A 15,816-nucleotide genomic window follows, 5' to 3' on the forward strand; every position below is an offset into this window, starting at 1 on the left:
CGGACCCCGAGACACGGCTGGTCGAGCGGCGGCGCGCGGCCTCAGGAGCCGTCCTGGAAGCGATACCGGTAGGGCTGGTCGCGGATGACCTCGACTTCACCCGTTTCGGCGCGTCGGCCCAGCACTGTCGCGATCTGGTGGGCGCTGTCGAACTCCACGCCGTGCTCGTCCAGCAGGTCCAGAATCTCCCGCGCTGTCAGTGGCTCGTCGGCGTCCGCGTCGTCGAGCACGGTGCGGATGCGTTCGAACTTGCCCTGACGTAAGCGCATACGCATACACAGTCCCTACTATCACATTAAACGGCGTCAGACACCCGTCGGACGGCCGTTCGACGATAATCCCCCGACGGCACCCACCTGTCTGTGTCAGCCACTGTCATACGAACTGTTCAATTCGATGAACACGATGTAAATTCCGTCTGCCCGGGGGCGAAACTGTCCGGGGCGCGGCCGGGAACGGGCCGCCGTGGTTTCGGGCCGGGTCGGTCGTCGCCGACTCAGACCGCGGTGTCGTGTTCGGACTCGAATTCGCGCTCGCGCCGGTAGGTCTCCACGAACTCGCTCACGTCGAACTGGAGCATCTGCTCCTCGAATTCGGCCATGGCGTCGTCGTCGCCGGCGTGACTCATCGCGTGTTCCATCAGTTCGACGAGCAACTCGACGACCACCTCGTGGAGTTCCCGCGAGTCGAAGTCCGTGATCCAGATGGCGCTGTAGCCCACGTCGCCGTCGTCGGAGAGATCGGCGCTCGCCACCTGGCCGGGGAACTCCTCGATCACCATCCCCATCAGGTGGGCGGTGGTGAACTCGTCGAACTCGTCTGCGGGTTCGACCGTCGCGCGCAACACGTCCGCCAGCGACTCCGGGACGAACCGGCCCAGCGGGTGGACGTCCATCACGACCCCGTGGGCGTCGCCACAGTCACAGTCGAACTCCCGGACGCCCAGATCGAGTTCGCGGGGGCTGACGGGTTCGCCACAGGCCAACTCCAGGTCGTCGCCCCCGTCGCCCGGCACGCGCGGTTCTGGCATCGGCCACGGGTAGGATTCGCGCTCGGTTAAACGCCGCGGGTCGAAGTCGGCTCAGTACACGTCGTCTCGGCCGCCGGGGTCTTCCCAGTCGTCGTCGACGCCCGTGGCTTCGCCCTGCTCGGTCCGGAGCTGCTGGTAGGCCCGCGTGGTCACCGCGATGCCGAACACGCCGATCGCCGCACCGATTATCACGTTGGCGAGTGCGTTCACCGCCGGACCGAGGAGGCCGCCGATCAGGCCGACGACGCCGCCGACGACGGCACCGATGACGCCGAGAATGATGAGCAGTCCAAAGAGGTACCAGCGGTTCCCCTTGGCGACGCTCCAGCTCTCGCTCAGCGCGCTGATGGCGTTTTCGCCTTCGAGCGCCACCGCCTGTCGGACGAAGACCAGCGACACGGCGAGGAACGTGGCGAGGACGAACCCGCCGATGATGAGGCCGATCAGCCCGACCACGAACCCGACGGTGACGATCAGGAACACGAAGATCCCGGCGAGAAAGCCGTTCACGGTCGCCAGCGGCAGGCCGTCGGCGAGCCCGTCGGGGAGTCGATCCGGGTCGGACGCGGCGAACACGCGCACCCCGACGATGCCCAGCGCCTCGCCCACGAACGCCAGCGCGACGAACGCCACGGCGAGCAGTGCGGGCGGGAGCGACACGGCGAAGGGCAACACGCCGACCTCGTTGCGGAACTCGTCCAGGCTCCCCGTCTCGGCCATCTGTGGGCCGAACTCCTCGACGACGAACTCGACTGCCACATCCATCAACGACTGTACGACGACCGTGTTCGCGAGGCCGAGCGCGAGAAACGCACCGACGAGATACGCGCCCGGTTGCGTGAGCATCCGGTCGAATCCGTCGCTGAGGGCTTTCTCTATGTCCAGGGACATAGTGACAGGCTCACAACAGGACGTGATAACAGTGTCGCTCTGGATCGGTCGGCGGGCGCGTGTGACGGTCAGGGCCAGTCGTCGCGGCTGTCCTCGACGTCCTGATCGGGCGTGTCGGGTTCGCCGAGTTCCCAGTCGGCGGCCGCGGCGGCGTCCTCGACCGGCAGGAACTCCCAGCCGACGGCCTCGGCGAGGGCCTCGTCCTCGTCGTCGGTGCCGACGAAGACGTGGCGTTCGGTCTCGAACTGCCCTTTCACGTTGCCGAGGCTCTCCTCACGGCCCCGCGGCCCCGAGAAGAAGTCCTGACGGATCCGGTGTTTGCGCGTGAAGTTGGTCACGACGTAGGTCGGCTTCTCGGAGACGACGCCGACGTACTCGCTCCACTGGCGCGCGTCGTTGAACACCGCGTCCGGGTGGGCCAGTTCCTTGAGCGCGCTCAGGTCGAAGGCAAGGGTCATGTCGCTGCTCCCGCCACCGTTCATACCCCCTGCTCGGCCGTGCCCGGAAAAAACGCCTTCGATACGCGGGTTCGGGCGGGTCAGCCCAGACCGAGCCGTCGATACAGCGTCACGCCGACGGCCAGCGCGGCGACGGCGAGCCCGAGTGCAGTCGGGAGCGGGTCACCGCTACCCCACTGCCAGTCGTAGACGACGTAACCGACGACGGCGACGAGCGCGGCGAGCGCGCCGACGAGCTGGAGCGGCGCCGATTCGGCGGGGCGTCCTGGCATACACGGCGGTTTCCGCTGTCGACTGAAAAAACTGGTCAGGGTGTCGCTGGACCGGCGACCCTACTCGCTCTCGGCGGCCGCGGGCGCGTCGAGGTTCTCCAGGTCCACGTCCTGTTCGAGCAGGACCTCCTTCTGGTCCGCGACCTCGCGCTCCTCGCGGATCAGCTGTTTGTACTTCGACTGCGGGGCGAGATCGCCGATGAGGACGCCGCCCACGAGTTTGCCGTCCTTGAACGCGAGGCGCCGCCACTCCGTGTCGGAGTATTTCCGTTCGGCGTGGTCGTCGCCCAGCGTCGGGTGGCCAAAGGAGAGGAAGGGGAAATCGAAGTGCGTGATCGAGTACGAGGAGACCCAGCGGAACTCCTCGGCCTCGTCGTCGGCCACCATGTTCTCGCCGGCGACCGCGCCCTGTTCCTTGGCCGAGCCCCAGGCCCCGTTCTGGGTGTAGTCGTCGAGGATGGTGTCGTAGAAGCGGGTGATGTCACCGGCCGCGTACACGTCCTCGACGTTGGTCTGCATGTACTCGTCGACCACGATGCCGTCGTCGAGTTCGATGTCGGTGTCCCGGAGGAACTCCGTGTTGAAGTTCAGGCCGATGGCGACGCCGACGAACTCGCCCTCGTACTCCTCGCCGTTGGGGTCGACCGCGCCGGTGACGACGCCGTCGTCGTCGGTCGTGAAGTGATCCACACCGGAGTCGAAGACGGGGGTGACGCCGTTCGCTTCGAGCGCGTCGTGGATGATTTCGGCTCCCTCCAGCGAGAGCGCGTAGCGCCACCACCGGTTGCCCCGCATCAGATAGTGGGCCTCGATGTCCTGTGCGCCACAGATGGCCGCCAGGTCGATCCCGAGCAGGCCCGCGCCGACGACGATGCCCGTGTCGGACTCGTCGGCGTGTTCGCGGATGGCCCGGGCGTCCTGGAAGGTCCAGAAGTGGTGAATCCCCTCGGCGTCGGAGTTGTCGACTGGGAGCTGGGTCGGCGTCCCCCCGGTCGCCAGCAGGAGTTTGTCGTACTCGATCTCGCCGCTCTCGTGGGTGGTGACGACTTTCTCGTCCGTGTCGACACCGGTGACCACCGTGTTGAGTTCGAGGTCGATGTCCCGCTCGGCGTACCAGTCTTCCTCGTGGATCGAGATAGGGGCCTCGGGGAGTTTCCCTTTGGCGAACTCCTTGATGAGAATCCGGTTGTACAGCGCCTCACCCTCCTCGGTGACGACCGTGATGTCGGCATCGGGGTCCTGTTCCCGGATTGTCTCCGCCGCGGAACTCCCCGCGATACCGTCTCCGATGATCACGTGCGACGCGCTCATAACTCGTGGTTTGCATACCGGGCCTAATGTGCATTGCTATCCGGGAGAGTATCGCGGTGAGTCGGTCACGTCACCGGGTCGACGCCACGCGCCGCCGGAAACCCGGGACGTTTTAGGAGATCCCGTCCTTACGAATGGGTCGAGATGAAGATCCGTCAGAACGTCCGCCACTGGGCCGCGAAGAAGGCACTGACAGCTCCCGTCATCGGCCAGCGCGTCAACGACAAGTTGGTCGATCTCCACACCGGCGTGTTCCTCGACAAGGCCGACGAGGGCCACGCCGAGGCCCGGCGCGCACACCTCGACGACTTCTTCGACGCGACGATGGACACCTACGTCGCCGCACTGGATTCGGGCTTTTCGGAGGCCGAGGCCCGGGAGATCACCCACGTGCAGGCCAACTTCGACTTCTACAACCACGGTTGGACGGAGATGATGGAGTTCCCCGCCGACGAACTCGAGGACCACTACGACCGCTACGCGGACTTTTTCGAGCGCTGGGGCATCACCATCGACGACCCGCTCGGGGAGTTCCGCCCCGCGGACGGCATCGCCGACGCCCCGTCGACTCCCGAGAAACTCGACGATCCCGAACACCCCCACGCCGAAGGTGGCTTCGCGGACGACGTGTACGTCGAGACCGGCGACGGCGAGGTCGTCGTCGGCGGCCAGGACGAACCCGACGAGGTCGACCCGGCCGAGGCCCCCGGCCTCGACTCCGACGAGGCCGGCGCGGACTGACGCGACAGCACCCGACGAGTGCACCGCTCGTCCGTTCTCAGCCGTGAGAACTGACAGGGTACATTCTTGATGGTCCTTTGCCGACGTGGTGCCATGAGTGCCGAATCCGTCGACCGAGACGCACAGGCTGGCGATGCGGTCGACATCGCCCCGTCGTTCACACCGGCGGAGTGGTGGTGGTACTTCGCGGGCACCTCCTCGAAGCGATTCAAACAGCTGTTCCCGGACGTGATCCAGCGGACGCTGAACAGGCAGCTGTGGCTCCACTCGTCCATCGCCATCCTCGTGCCGGCTGCGACGGCGATCTACACGGGGTCGTGGCTCACCGTCGGCGCCATCATGGTCGGGACATTCTTTTTCGGCGGGATGATCTACGGCGAGTCCTACGTCATCATCAAGACTCTGCAGGAGGCCGCCGAGACGGTCGGTCGCGGACAGTACCGCTTCCGGATTCCCGAACAGCGGGCCGACGAACTCGGTGACGTGTACCGCGGCTTCGAACAGACGGCGGCCACCCTCGACGAACGGATCCAGGAAGCAGAGGACGCCAGAGAACAGGCCCAGCGCGAGCAGGAACGCGCCGAGGAGGCCCGCGCCGAGGCCGAGGCCGCCAAACAGGAGGCCGAAGCCGTCGCCGACCAGCTCCGCACCCGCGCACAGGAGTACAGCCGAGTGATGGACGAGGTGGCCGACGGCGACCTGACCCGCCGGCTCGACACAGACACCGACAACGAGGCGATGGCCGACATCGCCGCGGCGTTCAACGAGATGCTCGACTCCCTGGCCGGGACCGTCGCGGAGGCCAGCGAGTTCGCCGACACCGTCGCGAGCGTCAGCGAGGACGCCGCCGCCAGCGGCCAGGAGATCCGCCGCGCCAGCGACGAGGTGAGCGGGTCGATGGAGGGGATCGCCAGCGGCGCCGAGGACCAGCGCGAGCAGGTCACCGACGCCTCCGAACGGATGAACGACCTCTCGGCGACCATCGAGGAGATCGCCTCCTCCGCCACCGAGGTGGCCGACACCGCCGCGGACGCGGCCGACACCGGCGAGGAGGCCCGCGACGCCTCCGAGCGGGCGGGCGAGGAGATCGCGTCCATCCGGGAGAACGCCGCCTCGGCCGCCACGGAGGTGGAGACGCTCGATCAGCGTATCGAGCAGATCGACGAGATCGTCGACCTGATCGACGGGATCGCCGAGCAGACCAACACGCTGGCGCTGAACGCCTCAATCGAGGCCGCCCGCGCCGGCGAGGCCGGTGAAGGCTTCGCCGTCGTCGCCAACGAGGTGAAAGACCTCGCCGAGGAGACACAGGAGGCGACCGACGAGGTCGAGTCGGTGATCGCGGAGATGCGCGAGCAGGCCGCCGCCGCGACCGACGAGATGGACGACATGGAAGACAGCGTCGAGAGCGGGGCCGACACCATCGAAGACGCCATGGGGAAACTGGAATCGGTCGTCGCGACCATCGAGGACGTCAACGCCGGCGTCCAGGAGATCGACGACGCGACCGACCGCCAGGCCTCGACGACCCAGGAGGTCGTCGCCATGATCGACTCCGTGGCCGCGATCAGCGACGAGACCGCCGACGAGGCCCAGTCCGTCTCCGCCTCCGCCGAGGAACAGACCGCTGCAACTCGCGAGGTGACAGAGACGATCCAGCAACTCTCGACGGAGGCCGACCAGCTCTCGACCCTGCTCGACGGGATGCAGGTCTCGGCGGGCGGTTCGGGTGCCACCATCGACGCGACCCTGGAGGACTAGCGCTCGACCGAAAACAGCGCGATACACTCGACGCTCCCGCCCGACTCGCTCTCCCGTTGGCCGGTGATCGCGAACGCGTGGACGCCAGCGGCCAGTTCGGTCGTGATCGCCTGTTCGTTCTCGGCCATCACCGCCGTATCGTGTTCGCTCAGGACCCACGTATAGGTCTCTCCGGCTTCGAGGGTCAGCCACGGCTCGACGTACTCCTCGGGCGCGACGCGGGTCCACCCGTCCGCCGTCTGCCGGTGGATCGCCCAGGCGTGTGGGTTCAGGCCGAACCGGTCGCCCGTCTCGTTGTGCAGGACGAACTCGATGGTCTCGATGCCCCCGCCGTCGCCCGATCCGTCGCGCTCGTCTGCCCCCGGTGCGAACACCGCCTGTGAGGGTTCGACGTAGAGACTCCCGTAATCGAGCGTGTGGTAACAGACGGTCCGGTCGGTCTCGGCGAAGGCGGGACAGGGCTCGTCGGCGAAGCGGCCGTCCGGCCAGCCAGTCCCGTCGGTCGGGGTGTCGGTCGCTCCCGTCGGCGTCGCCGTTCCACGCGAATCGCCCGGTCCGTCGGTGTCGGTCGGTGTCGATCCGTTCCCGGAGCGGTCGAGACAGCCCGCGGTCGCCACCGTCGCCGTGCCGAGCGTTGCCAGTACCGTGCGGCGTTTCATACGTCCGCAGAGAACGCCACGGATAACCTGTCTTCTGGAGGGTCAAACACCGGTTTCACTCACTCCGTCAGCACGTCGGCGGCGGCGAAGCCGGCCTCGATAGCGCCGTTGAGGCTGCGCTCGGGGTACTGGGCGCGGCTGGCCATCCCGGCGTAGGTGACGCCCTCGGCGACCGGTCCCGAGAGGTCGGTGGGGACCACCATGTCCAGATAGCCCCGTTCGTAGACCGGCGCAGTGCGGGGATTGCGGGCGGTCTCGACCCAGTTCACGCGCTCCGGGTCGAAGTCCGGGAACAGGTCGGCGATGCCCTCCCGCCACGTCCGCTCCACTTCCTCGTCGTTCATCCGCCACAGTTCCTCGTCGAGGTCCTGGACGTAGCTGGCGGTGTAGTAGAGGTGTTCGCCGCCGTAGCGCTCGGGCGGCACGAAGTTGGTGTGTTCGATGAACACGCCGAAGGGGGCCTCGTCGGCGATGTTCAGCCAGTAGGTGTCGGTCAGCGACTCGTCCATGCTCCAGACCGAACAGACCGTGCCCTGGAAGTCGATCTCGCAGGGATACCCCGTCAACCCCTCCAGCACGTCCGGCATCGCGGCGACCACCACGCCGTCGACCGCGTGGGTCTCGGCTCCGTCCTCGGTCTCCACGGTCAGTGACTCGACACTGCCGTCGCCGGTCGCGAGGTCGGTCACGCGCGCGCCAGTGGTCACGTTCTCGCGGCCGACCGCGTCGACCAGCGCGTCGAGGAAGGGGGCGAACCCACCGTCCGGATAACCCAGGATCTCGCCGCGCAGGAGGTCCCGCTCGCCGCGGAACTTCACCCGGCCCAGGAGCCAGGCGGCGCTCACGTCTTCCTTGCGCGAACCGAACTTGGCCGAGAGCAGGGGGTCCCAGAAGTTCTCGTAGACGCTCCGGGTGGTGTGATCCAGCAGGAACTGCTTGATGGGCACGTCCTCGAAGGCTTCTAGGTCGTCGTAGGTGTCGAAGGAGGGGACGCCGCCGCGCACGTCCACCTCCATCGTGAGCATCGCCAGCCGGAACTTGTCGTACAGCGAGAGGTGGGGGTACGCCAGGATCTCCCAGGCCTTGTCCAGCGGGTGGACGACGCCGTCGACGTAGTAGGCGTTCTTGCCGATCCGCCACTCGATCCGGTCGCCCAGGCCCAACTCCTCGGCCAGCTCGACGATGGTCTCCTCGGATTTCGAGAGGTGGTGGTAGAACTTCTCGATGGAGTCGCCGGCGGTCTCGTAGACGGCCGCGAGCCCACCCACGTCGTCGCTCGCCTCGAATACCTGTACCTCGTGGCCGGCCTGCTGGAGTCGGTGGGCCGCGGCCAGTCCCGCGACCCCGCCGCCGACGACGCCGATCATGTCACCCGCTCCGCCCGGCGGGCACATGTGCGTTGCCTTCGCCGGTCACTCGCCGCCAGTGAGTCGTTCCCGGCGGCTTTCGAACTCCTCCTCGTCGATCTCGCCCGCGGCGTAGCGCTGGCGCAGGGTCGCGAGCGCCTCGTCGCCCCCGCTCCCGCCGCCACCGCTGTCCCGCGTCGTCAGCGCGTACAACACGACGGCGGGCACGGCCAGCACGGCGAGCAGGCCGCCGAGCATCCAGAGCCAGCCCAGGCCGGCCCACATCCCGCCCCCGTGGCTCCCCATCCACCCGTCGTGATGGTGCATCCCGTCGTCGCCGGTGTGGCCCGCCGCGACCCCACCGGTCGCCGCAAGGAGCGCCAGCGCGACACCGACCGCCAGTGCGACGCTCGCGAGTCGCGTCGTCGTTCGGCTCATGTCTGAACGTACGCGACCGGTCTTTACCGCGATTGTGGTTGGATTCCGAAAGCCGACCGGCACCGGAACCTTCGGAACGAAAGCCCGACCGCACTGGCGGCGCCCGCTCACGCCGGCGACCTTTTCTCCACCGAGCGCCCTTCGGACGACATGTCGCGCTCCCGGTCGCTGTTCGTCTGTCGTCTCGCTCTCGCTCTCGCCGTACTCGTGGCCGGGTGTAGCGCGCCCGTGGAGCGACCCGTCGACGGCACCGACGTCTCTGTGTCGGTCACGAACGAGAACGCGACCAGTCAGGAGGTCCGCATCGCCGTCGTCGCCGGCGACTTCGACGCCGTCGAACTCACCTACCGTAACGGCTCGACGCGACGGCTGGCGGTCTCGAACGTCGCGGCGATCCCCCCGGCCGCGCTCGTCGGCGTCGTCGACTTCCGCGTCTCTGGCACGGACGTCCAGCACACCGCCTATCGACTCGCTCCCGGAAGCGGCAGAGGCGCAGGGTACACGGTCGATGGCCCCGCTACCGTCGTCTACGCCTACTGGCCACGGGGTGGCGAGCGCGTCACCGACTACGGTGCGTTCGGCTGTGGGCCGTTCGACACCGAACTCGACGCCCGAATCGTCGTCGGTACGACCGGTTCCGATTCGGCCTCGGTGACCTGTCGAAGCGGTTAGTACGATCCCCTGACACAGCGGCTATACGTCCACGCGTGGTACCGTGGCGCATGGACGAACTGGAACTCGGCCAGGCCACGATCACCTACGACGACCCCGAGGCGGGGACGGTCACCGAGACCGTCGACAACGAAGAAGTCGTCTACGCGCGCGACCACTGGATGGTCAAGACGGGCACCGACGAGGACGGCAACGACACGATGTACCAGATCCCGCGCGACCGCGTCCACCACGTCGCCCGGAGCGCCGAGGAGTTTGAAGACCAGATCGACACGGTCCGCCACCGCGTCGAATCCATCGCCAGCGACCTCCGGGACCGTCTCCCCGTCGACATCGGCGACGGCGGCCGGCGCGGCCACGGGGACGCCCACGGCGAGGAACCACCTTCGGAGAGTACGACCGTCCAGATCGAGACCGAACGCGACGAACCCGAACACGAGGAGTCCGAAACCGAATCCTGAGGTCGCGACGCGCAGACAGACGCCCGACCCGCCTTTTTCCGTGCCAGTTCATCCCGTGAACCGACGGATGGCGGTCCTGTTCAGCGGGAACCACGTCCCACCACCCTTTGTAGACCATGCAGGTACTGTCTAATTCAAAGCATATTTGTATTTCAATTATACATTTGCTAGCAGACATAATGGTGGGGTACGGGCAACGATGATGACGAGAACACGAATCAGAACGGGACTGAGTGCGGGTTACGGCTTCCCGTCCGTCACATTCGACTTCCGACAGTGGGCCGGAACCGTGGGGAAATGACTGGGGACGAGTGCGGACGGGCGATCCTCGTCCTCGCGGTCGTCGCGACGGTCGCGTTCACGGCGGTCGCCGCGGGACCGGCGGCGGCGACCGGCATCGACGCGTCGGCGGGCAACGCACCGGCGGACGGCACGTCGGTCGAGGCGCTGACCGACTGCCGGGAGATCAACGAGTCGGGAGCGTACGAGTTGACCCGAAATATCACGCTCCCCGCGGATCAGAACTGCATCTTCATCAACGTCGACAACGTTTCCTTCGACGGAAACGGACACACTATTCGCGGTGAGTACGTCGAGCGTCCCCACGCACATCCGATCGCCGTCCACGGGGGCGACAGTCCGAACGGGTATTCCACGATCGAGACTCCCACGAACGTGACTATCGAGAACGTCCGGCTCCAGAACTGGTGGCAGGGGGTCAGGATGCGGAACGTCGCGAACGTCACGGTCGCGAACATGACGTTCCGAAACACGTCGTACCTCGGGGGCACAGCGGGCGAGGACGGCCTCGCGATCTACAGAGGGTCGAACGTGACGGTCCGTGACTCCAGCTTCAACGAGACTGCGGGCCCCGGCGTCTCGATCAGCCAGGTCACCGACGCGAGGGTACTCAATACGACCGTCCGAAACACCGGGAGTGCCGGTCTCAGTCTCGCGAATACACCCGACGCGATCGTTCGGGACAACCGCATCCTGAACGCGGGCAACTACTGGTCGTCGACACTCAGAATCCGTGGCCACGCGGGGAACGTCACTGTGGTCGACAACACGGTCCGCGGCGGCGGGGGCACTGGCATCGGATTCAAGGCCCATCACGGGCTGGTGCGAAACAACACGGTCGTCGACAAGAAACACGGGATCGCCGTGACCGGCGGGCGGTCGGTGAACAACACGATCATCGGGAACACCGTCCGCGACAGCAACAGGAACGGGATTCAGGTGCGGGACGCGAGCAACACCAGCGTCGTCGACAACACCGTCACCGGCGGCGACATGAACGGGATCTATCTGCGAACCGCACGGGAGATCGTCGCCAGCGAGAACACGGTCAGCGCCAACAGCAACGGGATCACCGTCATCGCGTCCACGAATATCACGGTCGAACGCAACCGCGTGACCGACCATCCGGGGACCTATCGCGACGGCAACGGGCTGAAGATCCGGCGCGGCTCGAAGCGCGTGCGGGTCGCCGCGAACGTCCTCCGGAACAACACGGACGGGGTGCGACTCCGGGGCGGCCAGGGGACGACGACGGTGGTCCGGAACCGGATCGTCGACAACCGGCATGCAGGCATCGAGTTGACGTACAACGTGGACGCCGAGTTCCAGGAGATCGACGGAAACGTCATCGCGAGCAACGGTCAGTTCGGAATCGAGAGCGACGCGGACAGCGCAGACCTCGACGCGACGGGCAACTGGTGGGGGAGTGCGGGCGGTCCTGGCAGTCCCGATTCCGACCCGCTGGCCGATCCGACGACCGGCACGCTCGCGGACGGTGCCGGGAACAACGTCTCGGAGAACGAATCGGACGCCGGGGTCTCGAACGTCCGGTTCGACCCGTGGTTGGAGACCGAACCGACGCTCGGTATCGGGGACCTCGGGATCGTGACTGCCGACCTGCCGACGGGGGCGGTCGACCGGCGGATCCGCGACCACATCGCCGCCAGCGGCGGGACGCCGCCGATCACCGACTACGAGGTCGTGAACGGCTCGTTGCCGCCGGGGACGACACTGCACGACAACGGGACGCTCGTCGGGACCACGACCTCGGCCGGGAACTACACCTTCACGGTGGCGGTGACAGACAGCGCGAACGAGACGGCCACGGCGACCTTCACGAAGGACGTGCGAGCGACCGTGCCGAGGGCGTCCATCGACATCGAGAAGGTCGGCACCGGTGCGACCCCCGGTCGAACGACGCTCTACCTGATACGGGTGGAGAACATCGGTGACACGGTCGCCCGTGACGTCCCGGTCAACGAGTACCTCGAACCCTGGTGGGCGTACAGGGCCGCGACCCCGACGCCCGAGAACGTCACGAGCACCGTCATCCGGAACGGGACCAGCGAATACGTCGAGAGCCTGGTCGAGACGAACGGCTCGGACCTGAACTTCACGCAGGATATCACGCAGACGACGCTCAGCTGGACGGTCGACGAACTCCGCCCCGGCGAGAGCCGTCTGTTGACCTATCAGGTCAGACTCGACAGTCGCATTCCGGACGGCTTCACCGTCAGGGGCGAAGCCTGTTCCTGCACCGGTGGCTGCTGTGAGAACTACAAGCGCTGTAAGGAGGAGGTCGTGGCCGGCTGCAAGTTCCCGGGGAACCTCGGCCGTGGGTCGACGCTGTTCGACTGTATCACGCTCGACACCGCCGGCTGTGCCTACGGCCTCTGGGGCCCGGACCCGGAGGAACTCTGCAACGAGTTGGGCGACAAAGCGATCTGTGAACGGGACTTCGAGGCCTGTCGCGCCTACAACGAACTCAAGCCCAGAGAACCGCCGTGTGACGAGGACGAACAGAACGCGACGACCCCGACGGACCCCAACGAGAAGGTCGTCGGTGCCGAACGGTACATCCGACCGAACCGGACGCTCCCCTACGTCGTCCACTACGAGAACGTCGGCGACGCCACGGCGACCAACGTCACGGTCACCGACAGGATTCCGGACGAACTCGACCTGTCTACCGTGACGGTGTTCACCGCGAACCGCACGCGTGTCGGGGTCGACGAGACGACGCCGGTGACCCTCCTGCGTCGGAACGTCACTCGAACCAGGAACGTAACGATCGGTAATCGGACGGTGACGCGTACCGAGACCGTCCAGGAGCGGCACACGGCCGAACTCGACGGCCGGACGCTTCGGTGGGACCTCGAGAATACCGACCTGCCACCGAACGGAACCGGGACACTGCTCATGGAGGCGACGCCGAAGCAAGGGCTCGCGGACGGAACCCGCATCGAGAACAACGCCACCATCGAGTTCGACGAGGTCAGCAGTCTCACCACCAACAACACCGTGAACGTCATCGACACTGTGGCACCGAGCTGTACCGTCGATCCGTTGCCGGAACGGAGTGGCAGGGACATACGGGTGTCCTGGTCCGGCTCGGATCCCGTCGGCGAGATCGAAGAGGTGACGATCTACGTCTCGACCGACGGTGAGACCTGGGAGATCGCCGAGGTCGGTGTCGAGAACGAGACGGTCAGCTACGACGGCGAGGTCGGTGAGACGTATCGGTTCATGTGCGTGGCCGAGGACACTGCCGGCAACACCGAGTCCCAGTCACCGCAACCGGAAGCACGGACCTCGGTGACAGCCGTCGACGTGTCGGGACGGGTGTACGAAGCGGACGGCGATCCGGCAACGGACGACACCGTGGCCATCGGCGACGGCGATCCGTCCACCGCTCCGGTGGTCGTCAACGACTGGAACGGGACGACCTGTCGGTTGCTGCAGTTCGACAGCGCCGTGTCGACGGACCGGACCGGTCGCTTCGACTACGTGACGGACGTAGGCGGGACGGAATCGCTCTCGTACTACCAGGCACCGCTGTCCGCGTTCCCACAGGGCAACGGGTCGATGGCCGACGGCGAGGTCACGTTCCCGCGGGACGGGTCACCGGACCTGTACGGACTCGATCGGTTCGGTGCCGACGGCGACAGGGACCTCGGGACCGTCACGCTTCCCCCGGCCCACCCGCTGAACGTCACGGTCGTCACCGAAGACGGTGTGCCAGTCGATAACGCGACCGTGAAGGTGGAGCACACGGGCGTGAACGACTCGACGGCCGCGGTCATCTTCCCGCGGGCGACCGACGGGGACGGATTGCTCGTCCCCGACCGCTCGGATGCACCCGGCGTGGAAGTGACCGGCTCGGTCTCCGTTACGGTCAGCGTTCCGAACGAGACGCGCCTCGTCCAACGGCTCTACACGCGGAACCTGACCGTCGAATCGGCCCGGAACCTGACCGTCGAGGTGAACGTGACCGAGAGACTGGACGAGGAACCCCCGGTTATCGAACGGTTCGAGCACTCGCGTGCCACGGAGCCGATCAGCGAGGCGAATCCGACCACGATCACCGTCGGCCTCTCCGACGAGAACCCGGCTAACGCCACACTCGCAGTGCGCGCCAACGCCAGCGACGAGACCGTGTTCGAGCGCGACGTGTCGGCCGCCTTCGCCGACCCCGTCTCCGTCGCGTGGAACGGGACGAACGCGACCGGCGCGCCAGTGGATGCCGGCGAGTACGATCTCGTCCTGACCGCCACCGACGCGAACGGCAACGAGGCGACCGATTCTCTGTCCGCCGTCGTGGCCGGCCAGAGCGAGGAAAGCGAGGAGAGTGAGGAAGACGAGGAGAGCGAGGAAGGAGAAGAAGACGAGGAGAGCGAGGAAGGAGAAGAAGACGAGGAGAGCGAGGAAGGAGAAGAAGACGAGGAAGACGAGGAGAGTGAAGACGAGAACGACGAAGCCGGGAACGGTGGGTCAAACGGTTCGTCCGGCGGCAGTTCCGGTGGATCGGCCGGGGGCGGTTCCGGCGTCGGCTCCGGGAACCTGGTCAGTCCGGATATCACTGTCGACGCCGCGGTGGGGTCGCGACTCGTCGCGGTCGGTGAGCCGCTGACGGTCACCGCCACCGTCCGGAACGGGGGCAGTGCGACCGGCGAGTTCGATCTCGCGCTCTCGCTGGACGGCGTGGCGACCGGCGTGAACCGGACCGGTGAACTCGCGCCCGGTGACGAGACGACGGTCCAGTTCCAGTACAACCTCACCGAACCCGGCGTCTACGACCTCCGGATCGGTGAGACCGGCCTCGGGTCCGTGACCGTCCTCGACGGGGCGGCCGAGTCGGTCTCGACGGCACGACTCGACGGCGACACCGCCGCTTTCGACGACGGCCCAGTCGAGCGTGTCAGCATCTCCGGGCAGTCCGGTGTCGTCAGTGTCGCACGACTGTCCGGGCTTCCCGCGGTCGCCCCGTCCCTCGACGGAACGCTGTTCGCGGCCGTCGAGATCGGTCTCCCCGACGCCGACGCCACGGCATCGGTGCGCGTCGGTGTGGCGCGCGCCGAACTGACCGACGCCGGCGTCGCACCCGGCGACGTGCGGGTTCTCCGCTACGGCCCCGGATCGGGCGAGTGGGAGTCGCTGTCGGTGCGCGTCGTCCAGCAGAGCGAGACCCGGGTCACCTTCGCCGTCGACGGCGCGGCCTCGACGCTCGCGGTCGTCGGGCCGGCCGAGACGGAACCGACCCCGACGGACGCCGCGTCACCGACCACGGAGCGGACACCGGCACCGGTCACGGCGGCCGATCCCGCCGCCGACCCCGCCCCAGATCCGGGGACCACCGAACCGGCTACCACCACCGGCCAATCCGGTCCCGGGTTCGGCCTCACCGCCGTACTCGTCGCACTCGTCCTGTTCGTGGCCGTCGCCGCACGGAGACTCACCCTGCACGAATAGGGGACGT

Annotated in this window: 14 protein-coding genes; 5 read left to right on the forward strand and 9 right to left on the reverse strand. The window is 67.1% G+C overall.

The window, feature by feature from the left end; all coding sequences use genetic code 11:
* Positions 1-41: 41 nt before the first annotated feature.
* The 6 genes from ACOZ4N_RS19025 to ACOZ4N_RS19050 all read right to left on the reverse strand — a co-directional run bounded on the left by ACOZ4N_RS19025 (position 42) and on the right by ACOZ4N_RS19050 (position 3,962).
* Entirely contained in the window at positions 42-269 is a 228-nt protein-coding gene (locus ACOZ4N_RS19025; protein ID WP_424017941.1) for a hypothetical protein, read from the reverse strand.
* 227 nt (positions 270-496) lie between these two features.
* Positions 497-1,030 carry a DUF5815 family protein gene (locus tag ACOZ4N_RS19030; protein WP_424017942.1) on the reverse strand — a complete coding sequence of 178 codons (534 nt, stop codon included), beginning with the start codon at positions 1,028-1,030 and terminating at the stop codon, positions 497-499.
* Positions 1,031-1,081: 51 nt separating this feature from the next.
* Complete coding sequence (locus ACOZ4N_RS19035) at positions 1,082-1,921, reverse strand: hypothetical protein (RefSeq protein WP_424017943.1); 840 nt, start codon at positions 1,919-1,921, stop codon at positions 1,082-1,084.
* 68 nt (positions 1,922-1,989) lie between these two features.
* Positions 1,990-2,403, reverse strand: coding sequence for a DUF7124 domain-containing protein (locus ACOZ4N_RS19040; RefSeq protein ID WP_424017944.1), 414 nt, complete (start codon positions 2,401-2,403; stop codon positions 1,990-1,992).
* Between the two features lie 56 nt (positions 2,404-2,459).
* Positions 2,460-2,651: a hypothetical protein gene (locus ACOZ4N_RS19045; RefSeq protein WP_424017945.1), complete on the reverse strand. Its 192-nt coding sequence runs from the start codon at positions 2,649-2,651 to the stop codon at positions 2,460-2,462.
* A 60-nt stretch (positions 2,652-2,711) separates the two neighbouring features.
* Positions 2,712-3,962, reverse strand: coding sequence for an NAD(P)/FAD-dependent oxidoreductase (locus tag ACOZ4N_RS19050; RefSeq protein ID WP_424017946.1), 1,251 nt, complete (start codon positions 3,960-3,962; stop codon positions 2,712-2,714).
* 144 nt (positions 3,963-4,106) lie between these two features.
* On the opposite strand from ACOZ4N_RS19050, the gene ACOZ4N_RS19055 reads away from it, so the two are divergent.
* Entirely contained in the window at positions 4,107-4,703 is a 597-nt protein-coding gene (locus tag ACOZ4N_RS19055) for a DUF6149 family protein (protein ID WP_424017947.1), read from the forward strand.
* A 93-nt stretch (positions 4,704-4,796) separates the two neighbouring features.
* Complete coding sequence (locus tag ACOZ4N_RS19060; RefSeq protein ID WP_424017948.1) at positions 4,797-6,464, forward strand: methyl-accepting chemotaxis protein; 1,668 nt, start codon at positions 4,797-4,799, stop codon at positions 6,462-6,464.
* Here the strand turns inward: ACOZ4N_RS19060 and ACOZ4N_RS19065 are convergent.
* Genes ACOZ4N_RS19065 through ACOZ4N_RS19075 form a run of 3 tightly spaced genes read right to left on the reverse strand, consistent with a single transcriptional unit; the run spans position 6,461 to position 8,907 of the window.
* The gene (locus tag ACOZ4N_RS19065) at positions 6,461-7,123 is read right to left on the reverse strand and encodes a hypothetical protein (RefSeq protein WP_424017949.1); all 663 of its coding nucleotides are present in this window, start codon (positions 7,121-7,123) and stop codon (positions 6,461-6,463) included. The two genes, ACOZ4N_RS19060 and ACOZ4N_RS19065, sit on opposite strands and share 4 nt — an antisense overlap.
* Positions 7,124-7,182: 59 nt before the next feature.
* Positions 7,183-8,490, reverse strand: a complete 1,308-nt coding sequence (locus ACOZ4N_RS19070) for an NAD(P)/FAD-dependent oxidoreductase (protein ID WP_424017950.1) — start codon at positions 8,488-8,490, stop codon at positions 7,183-7,185.
* A gap of 45 nt (positions 8,491-8,535) precedes the next feature.
* On the reverse strand, positions 8,536-8,907 hold the full coding sequence (locus tag ACOZ4N_RS19075) for an SHOCT domain-containing protein (RefSeq protein ID WP_424017951.1): 372 nt from the start codon (positions 8,905-8,907) through the stop codon (positions 8,536-8,538).
* Between the two features lie 150 nt (positions 8,908-9,057).
* Here ACOZ4N_RS19075 and ACOZ4N_RS19080 point away from each other — a divergent pair, with 150 nt between their 5' ends.
* The 3 genes from ACOZ4N_RS19080 (at position 9,058) to ACOZ4N_RS19090 (ending at position 15,809) form a co-directional block, all read left to right on the forward strand.
* Positions 9,058-9,579 (forward strand): hypothetical protein, encoded by a 522-nt coding sequence (locus tag ACOZ4N_RS19080; RefSeq protein WP_424017952.1) that lies wholly within the window; start codon positions 9,058-9,060, stop codon positions 9,577-9,579.
* A 50-nt stretch (positions 9,580-9,629) separates the two neighbouring features.
* A complete protein-coding gene (locus ACOZ4N_RS19085; protein ID WP_424017953.1) occupies positions 9,630-10,040 on the forward strand; it encodes a hypothetical protein in 411 nt (136 codons plus the stop codon).
* A gap of 297 nt (positions 10,041-10,337) precedes the next feature.
* Positions 10,338-15,809 (forward strand): right-handed parallel beta-helix repeat-containing protein, encoded by a 5,472-nt coding sequence (locus ACOZ4N_RS19090; RefSeq protein ID WP_424017954.1) that lies wholly within the window; start codon positions 10,338-10,340, stop codon positions 15,807-15,809.
* The last annotated feature ends 7 nt before the right edge of the window (positions 15,810-15,816 follow it).

This window comes from Halorientalis pallida, from assembly GCF_049605515.1.
Classification (GTDB): Archaea; Halobacteriota; Halobacteria; order Halobacteriales; family Haloarculaceae; genus Halorientalis; species Halorientalis pallida_A.